Annotated in this window: 14 protein-coding genes; 3 read left to right on the top strand and 11 right to left on the bottom strand. The window is 43.9% G+C overall.

What is annotated here, in order from left to right; genetic code table 11:
- Nucleotides 1–9 precede the first annotated feature (9 nt).
- The 10 genes from BCU34_RS08990 to rsxA form a co-directional block, all read right to left on the bottom strand.
- Nucleotides 10–2328 carry a hypothetical protein gene (locus BCU34_RS08990; RefSeq protein ID WP_102478800.1) on the bottom strand — a complete coding sequence of 773 codons (2319 nt, stop codon included), beginning with the start codon at nt 2326–2328 and terminating at the stop codon, nt 10–12.
- The gene (locus tag BCU34_RS08985; RefSeq protein WP_102478799.1) at nt 2325–3971 is read right to left on the bottom strand and encodes a hypothetical protein; all 1647 of its coding nucleotides are present in this window, start codon (nt 3969–3971) and stop codon (nt 2325–2327) included. The genes BCU34_RS08990 and BCU34_RS08985 overlap by 4 nt, the downstream gene beginning before the upstream one ends.
- Nucleotides 3968–5053, bottom strand: a complete 1086-nt coding sequence (locus tag BCU34_RS08980) for a tyrosine-type recombinase/integrase (RefSeq protein WP_198592776.1) — start codon at nt 5051–5053, stop codon at nt 3968–3970. Before BCU34_RS08980 ends, BCU34_RS08985 begins: the two co-directional genes overlap by 4 nt.
- Nucleotides 5054–5410: 357 nt before the next feature.
- Nucleotides 5411–6046 carry an endonuclease III gene (gene nth, locus BCU34_RS08975; RefSeq protein ID WP_061038813.1) on the bottom strand — a complete coding sequence of 212 codons (636 nt, stop codon included), beginning with the start codon at nt 6044–6046 and terminating at the stop codon, nt 5411–5413.
- Nucleotides 6047–6210: 164 nt separating this feature from the next.
- The gene (locus tag BCU34_RS08970; protein ID WP_012603531.1) at nt 6211–6903 is read right to left on the bottom strand and encodes an electron transport complex subunit E; all 693 of its coding nucleotides are present in this window, start codon (nt 6901–6903) and stop codon (nt 6211–6213) included.
- Nucleotides 6903–7532, bottom strand: a complete 630-nt coding sequence (gene rsxG, locus BCU34_RS08965; protein ID WP_048662060.1) for an electron transport complex subunit RsxG — start codon at nt 7530–7532, stop codon at nt 6903–6905. The genes BCU34_RS08970 and rsxG overlap by 1 nt, the downstream gene beginning before the upstream one ends.
- Nucleotides 7533–7544: 12 nt before the next feature.
- A complete protein-coding gene (gene rsxD, locus BCU34_RS08960) occupies nt 7545–8591 on the bottom strand; it encodes an electron transport complex subunit RsxD (protein ID WP_102478797.1) in 1047 nt (348 codons plus the stop codon).
- On the bottom strand, nt 8591–11647 hold the full coding sequence (rsxC, locus tag BCU34_RS08955) for an electron transport complex subunit RsxC (protein WP_413286270.1): 3057 nt from the start codon (nt 11645–11647) through the stop codon (nt 8591–8593). The genes rsxD and rsxC overlap by 1 nt, the downstream gene beginning before the upstream one ends.
- Before the next feature lie 7 nt (nt 11648–11654).
- Nucleotides 11655–12248 (bottom strand): electron transport complex subunit RsxB, encoded by a 594-nt coding sequence (gene rsxB / locus BCU34_RS08950; protein ID WP_004734040.1) that lies wholly within the window; start codon nt 12246–12248, stop codon nt 11655–11657.
- A gap of 2 nt (nt 12249–12250) precedes the next feature.
- On the bottom strand, nt 12251–12829 hold the full coding sequence (gene rsxA / locus BCU34_RS08945) for an electron transport complex subunit RsxA (RefSeq protein ID WP_004734039.1): 579 nt from the start codon (nt 12827–12829) through the stop codon (nt 12251–12253).
- A gap of 827 nt (nt 12830–13656) precedes the next feature.
- Between rsxA and BCU34_RS08940 the strand changes: the two genes are divergently transcribed.
- The gene (locus BCU34_RS08940) at nt 13657–14106 is read left to right on the top strand and encodes a winged helix-turn-helix domain-containing protein (RefSeq protein ID WP_240698060.1); all 450 of its coding nucleotides are present in this window, start codon (nt 13657–13659) and stop codon (nt 14104–14106) included.
- Here BCU34_RS08940 and BCU34_RS08935 read toward each other — a convergent pair.
- The gene (locus BCU34_RS08935; protein ID WP_108145141.1) at nt 14093–15229 is read right to left on the bottom strand and encodes an ISAs1 family transposase; all 1137 of its coding nucleotides are present in this window, start codon (nt 15227–15229) and stop codon (nt 14093–14095) included. The two genes, BCU34_RS08940 and BCU34_RS08935, sit on opposite strands and share 14 nt — an antisense overlap.
- Before the next feature lie 205 nt (nt 15230–15434).
- Between BCU34_RS08935 and BCU34_RS08930 the strand changes: the two genes are divergently transcribed.
- Nucleotides 15435–15704 (top strand): hypothetical protein, encoded by a 270-nt coding sequence (locus tag BCU34_RS08930; RefSeq protein WP_240698027.1) that lies wholly within the window; start codon nt 15435–15437, stop codon nt 15702–15704.
- A gap of 109 nt (nt 15705–15813) precedes the next feature.
- The gene (locus tag BCU34_RS08925) at nt 15814–16215 is read left to right on the top strand and encodes a hypothetical protein (protein ID WP_258187983.1); all 402 of its coding nucleotides are present in this window, start codon (nt 15814–15816) and stop codon (nt 16213–16215) included.
- The last annotated feature ends 77 nt before the right edge of the window (nt 16216–16292 follow it).

Here is a 16292-nt window from a genome sequence, read left to right as displayed (position 1 = left end):
TTGTTTACCCTAGAGTGAGTCCAGAAAGCCTAAGAAATTATCCGTTGCTTCATCTTGGTTTTTGTCGTTTTTTGCCTCAATAGCAGCTTGCAGGGCTTGTTCGGCATCAGGCAACGCTAACTTTTGCTCTTCCACCGTTTGGGTCTCTAAGTTAGTGATTCTTATGCTGTTTGAGCGAGCTAGCAAGCGCACCATACGACCTTCTTCTATTGCCTCATCGGACAGCACTTCAATGAGTTTTTTTAGCATGCAAGTATTGCGATAATAGGTTTTGTACCACTTGTGCTGCCCTTCACTTGTTTCAAAGTTGATAGACGCTTGAATCCTCTCCAAGTTGTGCGTTTGCACTTTCAAATCCTTTTGGAGTAAGTCTATTGCCTCCCTATCATGGGTTACATGACAAGAAGATGAGCATAACGCACATTGCGTCTCAAACTCCGACATATAAGTACAGGCTGAGAGGGCAAGGTTTTGATCGCAAAAGCCTGTCTCATGAACAAAAGTCGGCGTTTCATTGTCGATAGCCTCATTAAATTGTTCCATGGTCGAGAGACGAAGCTTTAGCTTATTTTCGACCTCGCTTTCTGGTTCATTAGAGTAAGAGATATCCCCAATGACAGAAGCGTTTTGAGCGTCAGTGGTATGGATATAGGTCAGTGTCTGCTCGGCGCTCTTTCTGCCTGACAACATAGAAATAAGGTGGTGAGGCAGTCCTTTTTTCGCAAGAAAATTATTTTGCCAATGGCGCAGTTGGTGCGGCTTGAGCAAAAAGCTGGATGAGAACCCGTGTCGCTCAAAGAGCGTAAGCCGATTTTTATTGCCTTTGATTAGGTCGTCAGAAAAGAGGCCACTTAGCGAGCTTATAGGCACTAAAAGGAAGGGGTGTGTCACTTGGCCGCCAAACTGCTTTTGTGTGTAGGCAAATAGTGCGCTCTCAAAATCGACATACTTAGTTTGTGCATTGTTGTAACCTTTTAGACGAGATAGATTCATCTTGATGATGTGATTCTGAAACCCTGCCACGGTGAGTTCTTTCTTGCCTGCTGTGTACTTATCGTATTGATACTGCTTTGAAAACGGACATCCTGTAAGGGCTTGAGAGTAAGGGCAATTTATTTTAAACACCAGTGTGTCGAAGGCTTCAAGCTGTGCTATCGGCTTGATGAACTTTGGATGCTGCGGTCTATACGTCCTATCTATTGCTCCATTCGTATCAGGCGTGACGCACACACATTTGTCACTACCGTCAAAAAAGCCCAGCAGCAAACCAAGGTGTAATAGGTTGGTTGATTTGCTCATGGAAGGATTAAGCAGGGCAATATTCTCATCGCTGGGCTTAAATTCACCGAGCACTTCTTTTAGAGGGCGGTTCGGCTTTTGATAGAACCGAGCCAGCGCTCTTGCAGGCTCTGTAGCGAGAATTGTGTAGTGCAAGGCTCTGTCTAAGCTATCGACCATTTCTGCATTAATGTGGTTTGCATTATCCTTGTACCCCTTCGAGCCTCGCCAGTTGAGGTAATGCACAGTTTTTTTCTTGCCATCGACAACTTGTGTATGAGGCTTTATGCGTTGCACTGTTAAAAGCACTTGCTCTGCGCCGATTCGATTGGGTGAAGCCATGCCAAGTGCTGCCATGGTGCAACTAAAGCTGTCTCGCTGCTCTTGCATTGGTAATAAAAGGGGTTGCCAAGCCTCAGCACCTTCCTTGTCACCATCCTGATAGGCTGGAATAACATCATAGAAGATAGCCCCGAGCGCCAGTAATGCGTTTTCCGACGGAAGCTTGTTTTGTTCCGCTTGCAATGCATCATCGCCACTTTTAAAGCGAAGTGTTTCAGCGTTAGTATTGATGTAGGGCTGACAGCTTTTCGCGAGCATTTTATGTTGATGAAGCCAGTTGATAAAAGATGTTAAGTTAGCGCTGCATGTCATCAGGTTGATGGCAGATTGAATCCTTTCAAGGGTGGCGGTCGCGATATTCTCATTTAGGTGGCAAAGGAAGAGTCTTGCGACTGTGATTTTATTTCCTTTATAGTTTATAGATATGTTTTCTTTCAATATATCAAGTGCATAGGTCAATAATAAGTCATGTATCTCAGTTGCTAATCGATCTTCGTCCGTGAAGCGCGTTCCCACTTTTGGCATCTTTTTATTTAGATTATTAAAGAAAATATTCTGGGTTCTGTTGTCACTATCGGTAAATGTGACAGCAATATCTTCCCAAGATGCCTGCTCACCTTGAGCGTTGGTAAATCCAATCAGAGGCTGTGCTTTCTTTTTGGCGACATAAGCGCGTTGATTATCAATGTAGCGGTTAATCTGACTCATTTTTGCACTCCCACTTTCATGGTTTGTCGTTCTTCACACAGCATCATTGTCACTCTGATATAGAGAATAATGGTTTGCAGTCGTTTAACCGTAGCGGGGTGGCCTGATTGACTATTAATCGCCAGTTTACGCTCTGCCTTATCTAAATATTGCTGATGGTTTGCGGTTTCCAAAGGTCGAAAGTTATCACAGGGATAGCACCCCATTGGGGCGGCTCCCTTTGATTGACAGCTTGAGCAGTTGGCTGGGTTAAGCTTGTGCCCCATCTCTTCATTAAATGGGCTTTTCACTTTAAAGTCAGCGTGTTGCTGTAATTCTTTCGAAGATACGCTATCAAAACGTTGGATGACACTGTTACCCGCAAAGGCTTCGTCAATTTTGACTCGTTCAGGCGCTTTTAAATCAAGGTAATCTTGTATTGCCTCTACCGTGACACCTGTAATGGCAGCAACTTGCGCAGGGCTTAACCCCATCCAAGCGGCGAGGGTTAACTGGGTATGACGCCAGCGATTGTTTTTAAATGCAAGGGGCTTATGCGCTATTCGGTCACTTTTAATACTTAATTTTTTATTGAAGAGGTAAGCTATATTATGGGCAAGAGCAACCGAAGATAGGTGGAAAGCCTCTGATGTATCGCTCACGGATTGAAAGAGACTCTCCTTGGTATCAAATCCTACCGAGAATAAGCTTTGGTCTGGCAACAAGGGAAGTCGTTGCATCAGCTCTTTTGTTTCACTCTCAGAGAGGACAACGCCGCTCTTGCTCAATGAAGCGCAAAGGAAGGTTTCGTACACTTGGTAATACTGAAGCAACAATTCAGACAGACTTGGCTCCAGGCGATGAGAACGTGACTCGGCATCGACTCTAAACGCTCCATTTTTACCTTTGAAGGTTCGTAGGTGCAATTGCTCTACATCAGAAAAATGATGCTGTGTTAAAGGTTGCCAATCACGGTTGCTTTCTTTGTGCGACTTAAATGTTTGACCGACCCGCAAAAGGTCACACCATTTAATTTTAACCAGTTGCGTAGGTCTTCTTACAATGGCCACCATCAACTGACAAGCTAGAACGTTTCTAAGGCGAGTGGAAGGCTTTACTGTTGCAATCTCACTGCTGAGTGCATGGAGGGTTTCAATTCTTAGTGCTTCAAGAAGGTTATCTCGCTCGATTTCACTGTAAGCCCCCGTTGCTTCATCAAGGATATTTTTTTTGTGACCTTGTCTGCCTAAATTCTCATTCTTAACGATGTCAAAGAGCGGAGTAAGAAGACTGCTGCTGTACTCATGACTTCGTTTGTTAAATGCGTATAGGGCATCTTTTACATTTTTTTTATAGCCCGTGAGCGTTAACCACCACGCCTCAAAAGTCGTTGGCTCTAAATAATTGCAAATGGTTTTTAAGATGCTGACATGCCCATATAGGCTTATATAAGCATAATGTTTAGCAGCGTGCGCGATAGCCAGCCGAAGGTCGAGAAAGGTTTCGCTATCTAACGCATTTATCCAGTCAAGGTACAGGGTTTTCTTGTAGCCAAGCAGCCATTTATCAGAAAAAAGATCGAACTCGTAGCCTGTTTCTTTTGATTGAAAGGTTCGTTTACCTTGGTAGCTATCTTTTAAGCTTTTAAGTTCAGCGCTGTTCATTTGCGACCTCTCAGGTTGGGTACGGATTGGCTCTGGTTCTTGGATGAAATTTCAGCGATCGTCATGGCTAATTGGAACTCGTTGTAGACTGATGCCATTTTTGAATCTTCTACCCAACCCATCGCATATTTGCGAAGGTCTTCGATTTTATCTGGTGAGAACCCTTTCGCTTTGGCTTTGTTTTCAAAGATTTCATTCCATTTATGACGAAGTAGATGTGGGTGTAGTGCTATCCCAACGCAATCTCCAATCGTCTTAATGACCTTGTGAATTGCGTTGTAAGACATTGGCTTTCCGATAGTTCTTCCTTTTTCTGAGATGAAAAGGAAATCATGTTCATGAGAGTTTGGTGTACTTTTGCGCACTGTTTCGATGTAGAGCTTAATCAGCTTCATTAAATCGTGAGAGATTGAAACAGATAATGCTTTTGTTTTGTTTGCAGCGGGAAGACGCCTTGTGTCCGTTGGGTCATCGGGGGTTCGGGTGAGCAGGAATCTAGGATTGCCCCAATCGTCCACTAAATCACTCACTTTCAATTTCAAGACAGCCCCAACACGAACACCGGTATCAATCAATATTTGGGTGATAATTTGGTTTCGAAGCTTGCTCGACTTAAAGGGGTTGTTTGAAGAACGCTCTTGAATAACCTCTAATAAATTAAAAAATTTATCGGATGGAATCACCGATTCAAGGGGATCTTTTGTGATGGTATTGTCTTTTCGGGAGCTAGAAATTGCTGTACTGATGTAGAGTTTGAACTTATTAAATTGGTCATCCGTGGAGATTTGCTGCTCAGTCTCAGCTTTATCGTAGTGATGGTACACATATAAAAATTCAATGTAGGCTTTAAGACGGTTGAGGCGTTGATGAAAAGTATGCGCTGATACTTCTGGTTGACTGTTGGATGTCGCATGGATTGCATCCCTGATTCTTTTATCGGTAAGGCTAACTACAGTGCCGCTTTCGCTCTCATCCTCAGTGTCCACATAGAATTTACAAGCACGAATATAACCGTCTATTTCCTCGATAGATAGAAAAGTGCCACTTGCTACACGCTCGACAAGGTCAATGTTCTTTTGCATGAAGAAGCAGTACAAAAACTTCAACTCATAAGCATATTTCTTTCGAGTGTAGAATGATGGTGACGGTTTTGATTTCCCCTTTTTTGAATTCACCTTTGAAAGTGGGGACTTATGATTGCCATTAAGATAAGCGTTAAGGTACAAGCAGCAAGGTAGACCACTCCCCCGAACAACTACGGGAAAAGAAGTGTTATTTATATTCTTGTATATCTTAACTTGAATACTTTTACTCAAACCAACCATTGCAAAACTGACTATTAGTTACACATAAATATACCATATGTGTACTTTTAATATTTGTAAAGCAAAAAAAAAGGATTCCAACTGGAATCCCTGACTTTACCGCATGTTGGTTCTTTACGTTTTTTTTGGTGGAGAGTACTCACACAAGTCTTCAATGATACAGCTGCCACAGCGTGGTTTACGCGCGACACAGGTGTAACGACCATGAAGAATGAGCCAATGGTGGACATCCAGTTTGAATTCTTTGGGAATAACTTTGAGTAGCTTTGCCTCGACATCGTCGACGGTTTTACCCATCGCTAACTTAGTGCGGTTTGATACACGATAGATGTGTGTATCAACGGCAATGGTTGGCCAACCAAAGGCGGTGTTCAATACTACGTTTGCTGTTTTACGACCAACGCCTGGAAGGGCTTCTAATGCAGCGCGATCTTCCGGTACTTCACCATTGTGTAGGTCAAGCAGCATACGACACGTTTTGATAGTGTTTTCTGCTTTTGAGTTAAATAAGCCGATAGTTTTGATGTACTCTTTTAAGCCATCAACACCTAAGTCGAAAATTGCTTGTGGAGTATTAGCCACAGGGTAAAGCTTATCCGTGGCTTTGTTGACGCTGACATCGGTTGCTTGCGCAGATAACAGCACAGCGATCAGCAACTCGAAAGGGCTGTTCCAGTTAAGCTCGGTTTCTGGTTTTGGGTTGTTTTCTCTTAAACGCTCAAGTATTTCTACTCGTTTTACATTGTTCATAGCGACATTACTTTCAAATAGTTAGGGCATGAAGCTTGGATTGCTTCTTCTTTATCATCGGTTACGCGCTCTTATGAGCGTCATTATTATATATAATGTTTAGATCTGATTTTCCCCGCTGAGTGATTGAGCTAGCTCAGCGGGGTTTAAGCTAATTTAACTTATTAGGCATTGGTAACGCGAGCGCGTTCAATGACTGGTTTCTCTTGTTTTGGTTGTCTAGATTTTGCTTGGTTATCGATGATGTTTTTCAAAGCAATTAAGAAACCAACACCAATAAAGGCACCCGGTGGAAGCAGGGCTAACAAGAAGCTGTTATCAAATTGGAATATCTGGATTCGTAACACAGAAGCCCAGTCACCAAGCAGCAGGTCTGCGCCATCAAATAGGGTCCCGTTACCAATAATCTCACGCATCGCACCTAACACGACCAATACTGATGTCATGCCTAGACCCATCCAAAAACCATCTTGAGCCGCTGGTAGCACTTCATTTTTTGAAGCGAAGGCCTCTGCACGACCGATGATTATACAGTTGGTTACGATCAGCGGGATAAATATACCCAAAGATAGGTAAAGCCCATAGGCGTATGCGTTCATCAGTAGTTGAACACACGTTACTAGCGATGCAATGATCATTACGAATACTGGGATACGCACTTCTTTTGGTACATGGTTACGAACCAAAGAAACAGAAACGTTTGAGCCGACCAGTACAAGTAAGGTAGCAATGCCGAGCCCAAGCGCGTTAGTGACTGTTGACGATACAGCCAGCAGTGGACATAACCCAAGAAGTTGCACTAGGGCGGGGTTATTGGCCCACATGCCATTTTTGATCAGTGTTTTATGGTCACTCATTATTCACCACCACAATTTAGAGGTTGAGCAAGCAATGCTTGGTTGTTTTGGTTAACGTACTGAACCGCTTGTTTGACAGATTTCACGACCGCTCTAGGAGTAATGGTCGCGCCAGTAAACTGGTCAAAGTCACCACCGTCTTTACGAACCTTCCAACGGTCAAGATTAGAATCTGTTACTTGTTTGCCTGCAAACGAAAGAATCCAATCACTTACACGCAAATCAATCTTATCACCCAAACCTGGCGTTTCTTGGTGAGAAAGCACACGAGTACCTAAAATAGTACCGTCGATCTTCATTCCAACAATGACTTTAATCGCGCCATTGTAGCCGTCTGGTGCAATCGCTTCGATCGCAATCGCGCTTGGCTCACCGTTAAGTTTAGCGATGTAAGCTGGCATCGCTTGCTCAGTACCAAGCTCTTCTGCTTGTACTAAAGTACAAGACGAAAACAGTTCGTTGTCGTGAAGATCGTGCGGGATCACTTGGTTAAGAACAGACAGTAACTGAGCCTGTTCTTGCTGTTTGATCTGATCTTTTGTTAGGTAGTGGGTTACCGCCACTAAACCTGTCGATGCACACGCAAAAATCGCGAGTACAAGGCCGTTTTTCTTAATTGCATTTAGCATGGCATCCGCTCCTTAGTGACCGTATGTACGAGGTTTGGTGAAGTAGTCAATCAGTGGAACACACATGTTGGCTAACAATACAGCAAACGCCACGCCATCAGGGAAACCACCCCAACTGCGGATGATAAATACCAAACCGCCGATCAGAGCGCCAAATACTAAGCGACCTTTCACTGTTGTTGATGCTGAAACTGGGTCGGTCGCAATGAAAAATGCGCCTAGCATAGTCGCACCAGACAATAGATGAATGGTTGGAGAAGCAGTTTCACCTGGAGTTAAGATTAAGAACACTAGGCTAAACAGCGCAAGGCTGCCGATGAAAGCCACAGGAATATGCCATTGAATCACGCGTTGCTTAATAAGTACCAAGCCACCAATTAGGTAGGCAAGGTTCACCCACTCCCAACCCACGCCAGCTAGCCAGCTGAATTGCGGTTGAGACAGAGCTTCAGAAGCGGTGTTGCCTGCCGTTAATGCGGTTTTAAATGCATCAAGCGGCGTCGCCATTGTGGTGCCATCTATACCTAAACGAGCTTGCTGTAGAGACAGCCCCTCATTGTTGAAGCCTGTAAAGATCATCAAAAATGAGTCAACAAAACTCGTTGCTTCAGCTGTTAAACTGGTCGGCGCATTCCAACTGGTCATTTGAACTGGGAATGAGATCAACAAAACAACGTAAGCGACCATCGCTGGGTTGAATGGGTTTTGGCCGAGGCCGCCGTATAAGTGTTTCGCGATAATAATAGCGAAGAACATACCAATGACGAGGATCCACCACGGAGAGTGTGGGGGAATCGCGACACTCAGTAGCCAAGCGGTTACAACAGCACTGTAATCACGCAGTGCCATTACTGGCGGGCGTTTTCTCAATAGCATGACGGCTGCTTCAAAGGTAACAGCAAGTGCAATAGCAAATACTAACTGGATGAGGGTGCCCCATCCAAAGAAGTAGGTTTGAGCTAGTAGACCTGGCAATGCACAAATAGCCACCCATTTCATTAGATCTGGGGTGCTTCTACGGCTATGCGCGTGCGGTGAGCTGGCGATAAAGAAGGCCACTACTCTTTCTCCTCATTGTTCTTTTTGTCTTGCTCTTGCTGTGCCTTTCTTGCTTTAGCACGAGCAATAGCGGCAGCAACGGCTGCTTTTTTAGGGTCAACAGCTTCAGATTGAGTCTCAGCTGCCACTTCGAGCACTGGCTCTGGCGTTTCTACTGTTTCGTCTTGTTTCGCTTGCTGTGCTTTTTTCGCTTTAGCACGAGCGATAGCTGCAGCAACGGCTGCTTTTTTAGGGTCAACAGCTTCAGATTGAGTCTCAGCTGCCACTTCGAGCACTGGCTCTGGCGTTTCTACTGTTTCGTCTTGTTTCGCTTGCTGTGCTTTTTTCGCTTTAGCACGAGCGATAGCTGCAGCAACAGCAGCTTTCTTCGGATCGACCTGTTCAGATTGAGTATCAGTTTCTACTTCAACTACTGGTTCAGATGTTTCTGCTTGCTTAGCTTGCTGTGCTTTTTTTGCTTTAGCACGGGCTATAGCGGCAGCAACAGCAGCTTTCTTAGGATCGACAGCTTCTGGTTGAGTTTCAGCTACCACTTCGAGTACTGGCTTAGGAGTTTCTACTGTCTCAGCCTGTTTCGCTTGCTGTGCTTTCTTCGCTTTAGCGCGTGCGATAGCGGCAGCAACAGCAGCTTTCTTAGGATCGACAGCTTCTGGTTGAGTTTCAGCTACCACTTCGAGTACTGGCTTAGGAGTTTCTACTGTCTCAGCCTGTTTCGCTTGCTGCGCCTTCTTCGCTTTGGCACGAGCGATAGCTGCAGCAACGGCGTCTTTCTTAGCGTCGCCAGAGCTTTCAACCGGAGTTTCACTTTCTGTTTGAGTAACGGCTTCAGCTTGTTGCGCTTTCTTCGCTTTAGCGCGAGCGATAGTGGCAGCAACTGCATCTTTCTTGGCATCGCCAGTACTTTCAGCCGGAGCATCAGAAGCTGACTCCGCTTGTTGAGCTTTCCTGGCTTTAGCACGAGCAATGGCCGCAGCAACTGCGTCTTTCTTAGCATCGCCAGAGCTTTCAGCTGGAGCGTCAACAGCCAATTCAGCTTGTTGAGCTTTCTTCGCTTTGGCGCGCGCAATAGCGGCAGCGACCGCATCTTTCTTGGCATCGCCAGAGCTTTCAACCGGAGCGTCAGCAGCAGATTCCGCTTGTTGAGCTTTCTTCGCTTTGGCGCGCGCAATAGCGGCAGCGACCGCATCTTTCTTGGCATCGCCAGAGCTTTCAACCGGAGCGTCAGCAGCAGATTCCGCTTGTTGCGCTTTCTTGGCTTTAGCACGAGCTATTGCAGCAGCAACGGCATCTTTCTTGGCATCACCAGTACTTTCCGCCGGAGCATCAGCAGCAGATTCCGCTTGTTGTGCTTTGCGTTCTCGAGCTTGTCGTTTACGCTCTTCGCGCAGTTTTGATATTTCAGAGTTGTCTGGTTCAGCGCCTTCTGCTTTCTGAGCTGCAGCTTGTTTCGCTTTTGCCTTCGCAATAGCGGCAGCAACCGCAGGTTTCACTGCTGGTTCTTCATTCGGAGCCTGATCCGCAGCGGCTTTTTGTGCTTTAACACGAGCAATCGCAGCAGCAATAGCATCATCACCGCCGGATGTTTTCATGTCTTTACGGCGGTTATCTGCGGCTTTCTTAAAGCGGTTTTCACGTTCGGCTTTATCACGCTCCATACGAGCGTTTTTCTCTTCGAAACGAATCTTGGCGCGCTCTGCAGCAGCGGCTTCATCTTTTCGAGTTTTGATTTCGGCTTTCGCTTGGCGATAGTACTGAACAAGAGGGATTTCACTTGGGCAGACAAACGCACAAGCACCACATTCAATACAGTCTTTGATATTCAGTTCTTCACACTTATCCAACTCGTTGGCTTTTGCGTGCCATTGCAGTTGTTGAGGAAGAAGTGATGCGGGGCAAGCCTCGGCACAAGCACTGCATCGAATACATTCCATTTCGTAAGTGCTTGGTGAAATTTCACGACGCGTTGGCGCTAAAATACAGTTCGACGTTTTCGTGATTGGCACATTGGCATGTGGCAAGGTGAAGCCCATCATAGGGCCGCCCAAAATCAAACGCGGCAGCTTTTTATCGGCTTTGTAGCCAAACTCTTCAAGCAACTCATGTACTGGTGTGCCTAAGAGCGCCCAAACGTTACGAGGTTGCTTAAAGGTCTTACCGGTTAAAGTCACAACGCGGTTAACGACAGGTTCGCCGTCGATTACTGCTCTCTTAATTGAGTAGAGAGAGCCAACGTTCTGAACCAAAACACCTATATCCGCAGGGATGCCGCCAGCAGGAACCTCTTTATTGGTGAGGATCTTAATCAGCTGTTTCTCACCACCTGAAGGGTATTTGGTTGGGATAACACGAATGACGATATCTTTGTCTTTCGCGGCAATCTCAAGTGCTTTTATCGCGTCTGGCTTGTTGTCTTCAATACCAATCACGGTCAGTTTTGGTTGAAGGATGTGTTCAACCACTTCGATGCCTTTTAGTACTTCTTCGGCATGTTCTTGAAGCAACTTGTCATCAGAGGTGATGTAAGGTTCACACTCAGCAGCGTTGACGATCAAAATGTCGGTACGGCCAAGGCCTGACTGAAGCTTTTTCGCGGTAGGGAAGCCTGCACCGCCCATACCTGAAATACCAGCTTGGCGAATCACATCAAGCAGCTCGTCTGAGGTCTTTGTTGAAAAGTCTTCAACTGGGTGTTTTTCAATCCAAGTGTCTAAACCGTCAGGTTTAATAACCACACTGAGTTCACTTAAGCCTGAAGGGTGAGCGGTAGTTCTTGGTTCAATAGCGGTAATCACACCCGATGTTGGTGCGTGTACTGGCAAGGTAAAACCCGTGTCCAAGGCTGTCAGTTGTTGGCCTTTTAGCACAGTGTCACCCGCAGCAACCAATAAGTTACCTGGCTTACCGATGTGTTGTTTTACAGGAAGAACGATTTCTTCAGGAAGCCTTGCATGAACGATGTCAGTGGTATTGGACTGTTTCTTGTTTTCAGCAGGGTGCACACCGCCCGGGAAGTTCCAAATAGAGCCCGTACGAATTTGTTCAATTAAAGAGATCATACTAACCCTACGCCTTAGGCTCTGACGCAGTCGCATCAGTTGCTTGGTTAGTGATATCTGTAACAGGAATGATGTTCATCTGCCATTTCCAATTTTCAGTCGTTGTTGCCACTGGAATCATTTCGATACAGTCAGTAGGGCACGGTGCGACACATAGATCACAACCTGTACATTCATCTTTGATAACTGTGTGTAGTGCCTTGGTGCCACCAACAATGGCGTCAACAGGACAGGCTTGAATACACTTGGTACAGCCGATACACATATCTTCATGAATGAAAGCAACGGTTTTTACTTTGTTATCTAAGTCATGAGCGGAGTCTTCAACTTCTACGCCCATTAAGTCTGCTAGCTTCTCAATAGTTGCTTGGCCGCCTGGAGGACATTTGTTGATCTTGTCTCCGTTAGCGATCGCCTCTGCGTATGGGCGACAACCCGGGTAGCCACATTGGCCACATTGAGTTTGCGGTAAAATGGTATCGATTTGATCAACGATAGGATCAGCTTCTACTTTAAATCGGATAGAAGCAAAGCCCAAAATAGCGCCAAAAACAGCGGCTAAAACGGCTAGCGCAATGATCGCAATTAAAATGGTACTCATGCTTATTTCACCAACCCAGTAAAGCCCATAAATGCGAGAGACATTAGGCCAGCTGTGATCATCGCAATTGATGCGCCTTTGAATGGCATTGGAACATCAGCAACCGCAATACGCTCACGCATCGCAGCAAACAGGATCAGAACAAGAGAGAAACCCACCGCTGCGCCGAAACCATAGATGATCGACTGAATGAAGTTATGGTTTTCATTTATGTTCAAAAGTGCCACACCTAATACCGCGCAGTTGGTGGTGATAAGAGGCAGGAAGATACCCAATAGGCGATAAAGAGTCGGGCTAGTTTTGTGAACGACCATTTCCGTAAATTGAACAACCACCGCGATAACCAAGATAAAGCTCATGGTACGCAGGTATTCAATACCCAGAGGGGTAAGGATGTAGGTTTCTACTAGGTATGCAGATACCGACGCTAACGTCAGAACGAAAGTCGTCGCGAGGCCCATGCCAATCGCAGTCTCCAGTTTCTTGGAGACTCCCATGAAAGGACATAGCCCTAAAAACTTCACTAGCACAAAGTTATTGACTAGCACTGTGCCAACCAACAACAAAAGGTATTCGGTCATAATGGATTAATTCTTGAGATTCCGATCCCGATATTATCCTGCTTTGCTCACCTAATAACAACCAGTGAACGGTGTGGTTTTGTATGTCTGATGGAAATTTATACGCTTAATAAGAGGATAGCAGATGTAATCGCAACAAATCGGTTGGGCTAAAACCTACGACAAACGCTCGCGGCATGGAAGTACAACGGCTGTTGGGTATGGTTTTCTTGAGCATGAAATTAACAATTTTAACGAGTATGTTGTCAATCTTTCTTGTTTAAAGCTAGGAGTTTTACTTTGATTTAGGACTTATACGCATCAGCTTTTAAGAAATCGGTTTCACGATAGAGATGGTGGTGATAGCCAATATAGTCAGCCTAAAATGAGCCTAACGTGCGCAAAAACTTAATCTGTAAACATTAATTTGTTGTAAGTGAAACCTTTAGTGAACGTAGATAACCGGATGTGCTTATAAGTAAGAAAAAAAATTAAAAGACATTTCTTGTCATTGTTAGTCAATTTTTGAACTAAGTTTAAATATTTCTTAATAATCCAATGTAATTATCTGTTATTTTTTTATGAATTAGTTGTCAATTTTTAAATATCTGTATTTTAGTTTTTTTTGTTTCATGACGGTGTTTTTTATATATAGTTGCGTTTACAAAAAAGTTACTGATTTTGCCTTTTTAAATAACCATTTAATTAATCCTGTTAACGTTCGGTTAGTGGTAAATGGTTGAATGAATCAAGTGACATATAAAAATTATTTTAAATAACCCCAATATTTATCCATGGAAAATATATTTGTATAAATATTATGGTTATTCATTTTTCAAGGCTAATTTATGTACAAAGTAAATGATTGGTTAATCCACTTAGACCACCCGTTAGTGACTGATTTACTCAAAAATGAAGAAAAGCGCATCGGCTATCACGATCATCTTGTGATTCTAATGTTGTGTGAAAACGCTGGAAAAATTAATACTAAAGAAGATTTGTTGAAAAGAGCTTGGCCAGGAAAACATGTCTCTGAAGGCTCACTGACACAATCGATCAGCGCGATACGTACTTTGCTTGAGGATAATGGGAAGCAACAAAAGTATCTAAAAACGGTCGCTAAGGTTGGTTATAAACTCGAAAGTGAGGCGGTGTTGTGGCTAGAAGACGATGATGATAAATCAGATAACCAAGACAACTTATTAGCTGGAGACCCAAGTTGTAAGACTGAGAGCTTTGAAGAGAGTTCCGAAAAAAACACACGATTCACATTCGGACGTAAGGCTAGCGCATTTTAACCGCAGACTCTAAAAGCACTGAGCGGTATTCATCATTCAGTGCTGCATTCTTTTTCTTTCGAGCCATACTCATCTTTTGGGTTGTATCAAACTTAAACAAGTTGAGGGCTATTTTCCTTAACGCATTAAAAGCCAACGCACCATTTCCTTTTCTAATTCGGCATTCATCTTCTCTGAAGGTCATGTCTAACATCCAGTGCATACTCTCTACTTGCCAATGACCACGGACAGCTTTAAGTGCTTGTTCTGCATCTAATTCCAGTGAACTGATATACCAACGAGTCTCTTTGCTAACCTTGCCTGTTATGGAGTGCTCGACCTCAGAAGTGATTTTAATAATGCTTCTAAGTCCCTCCCACTGATATTGTTTAGTCAGCCATTCTTTATCAACCACAAGGTGCTCACAGTGTCGCGTCTCGATTCGACCATGTCCTGCGTCTACATCCGTGTGTTGAGCATAGTTCTTCTCGGTGAATTGCTCTCGACACGCCTTATGCCACCAAGCTTCTAGCTCTGCCTGCATCGTTGAGTGATTCCCTTTTAGGGCCAAGACATAGTCCGCTTTGCTTTGAACTATTTGTTTGGCAATCTTGCGCTGACAACCCATCGCATCGAGTGTGATGATGCAGTTCTCTATATCAAGTAAGGTTAACAATTTAGGAATAGCGGTTATTTCATTGCTTTTATCGTCAACGGCGGCCTGACCTAAAACAAGTTGGTTGGAGCAACTCCACGCACTCACCGAATGAAGCGGATTTTTTCTTCCGCGAGTATCGAAAGAGTGGCGTGCTGTTTTGCCATCTACGGCAATGATATCAGTGCCTGTCGTTTGAACTAGCGTCTTCATCCACGACTGAAACGCTTGCTCAATCTCATCTGCTCTGAGTTTGGTGATAACTCTTGCAATTGTATCGTGACGAGGGATGCCATTGAGGAATGGACGGTATTTACGAAGCCAATCTAAACGATTATGGCCGAAATCTTCGATGTCCTCCCAGCCCTCCGCGCCAGAAATCACCGCACTAATAGCAAGTAAAAGAATATCTAAGAGTTGGTGTTTTTTACATCGTTCAATGCGAGGGTCAACGATGTTTTCGAAATGCTCTAGAAACGAATCAGACATGGAAAAGACTCTAAATGGATAATAGTTACCAGATCTGATCCCTTAAATTAGGAAAAGTTCAAATTTATAATGATCTTGCCTTACATTCGGACGTAATCAAATCTATATTGTTCTAGGCTGCTTATTCATAGCGATTGCGGCATTGTTTCCGTTGGTGTTCACTGCAAAAGCCCCTAAGTTAACGAGCTGGCTTCCACTGACTAAAATGTTTTCTAGCGAAGCTTTAACTGTCTATTGTGATAATGAAGAAGAGGCCAAATTGGTTGCAAAAGGCGTTAAGCTTTTGGTTTCTCAAGAAGTTAAACAAGGTAGGTTAAGCCGATTGATCCTTGCTCATTCTCAAGAAAGTTTATCTATTGTAATACTCAAGCCACTGGCACCGCCTGTCAATTTAGTGGTTTTGTTTGAATCTCCTCAATCAACGGATGATCTGGTTGGTATGGTTAAAGCGGAGCTTAGTCGCTATGTTCACTAAAAATAAAAGTGTTTACTTTCTTCTGTGTTGTCTTTGTTTAATGCTGGTTTCCATTGCATATAGTCTACGTTCGAAAAATAATGTTTTGGTCAACTCTACGACCCTTTATATGACAATAGATGGTGACTATATGGCCACGGAGCACATGGACGTCGTGATCAGTGATGAAAATTTTGAGGCGGTTACGATTATAAAAGGAGCTGGACTCAATAACACCTTAGATATTTACACAAAAGGAAAATTTATTCGCAAGAGTAATGGGCTATTTAATGTAAGCTTGCATGAAGAACGCGTTGATCATGGAGACATTGATTTTGAACATGATGACGACATGCTCGTTTATGATAAATATATTGAAGCGCGAAAAAAGCTATCGTTTTTTAAATCGGTTCAAGTTGTTGAAGAGTTGCCGAACCAATATATGCTTATCATTTCAAATAGTCCTGTAAAGAAAATGGTTGCTGTAAAATTTGAGGATTTACCAATTGAAGGTTTTTATGATGACTATTAATATTTTAACTATGGCTTGATATTTTTTTTAGGTCTATTTCATTATTATCAATTGTGTCATTATGGGAGGATGCATCT

Source organism: Vibrio sp. 10N.286.45.E10, from assembly GCF_002874195.2.
Classification (GTDB): Bacteria; Pseudomonadota; Gammaproteobacteria; order Enterobacterales; family Vibrionaceae; genus Vibrio; species Vibrio crassostreae.
Note: the sequence above shows the minus strand (reverse complement) of the source record. Positions and strands in the feature narration are given on the sequence as shown.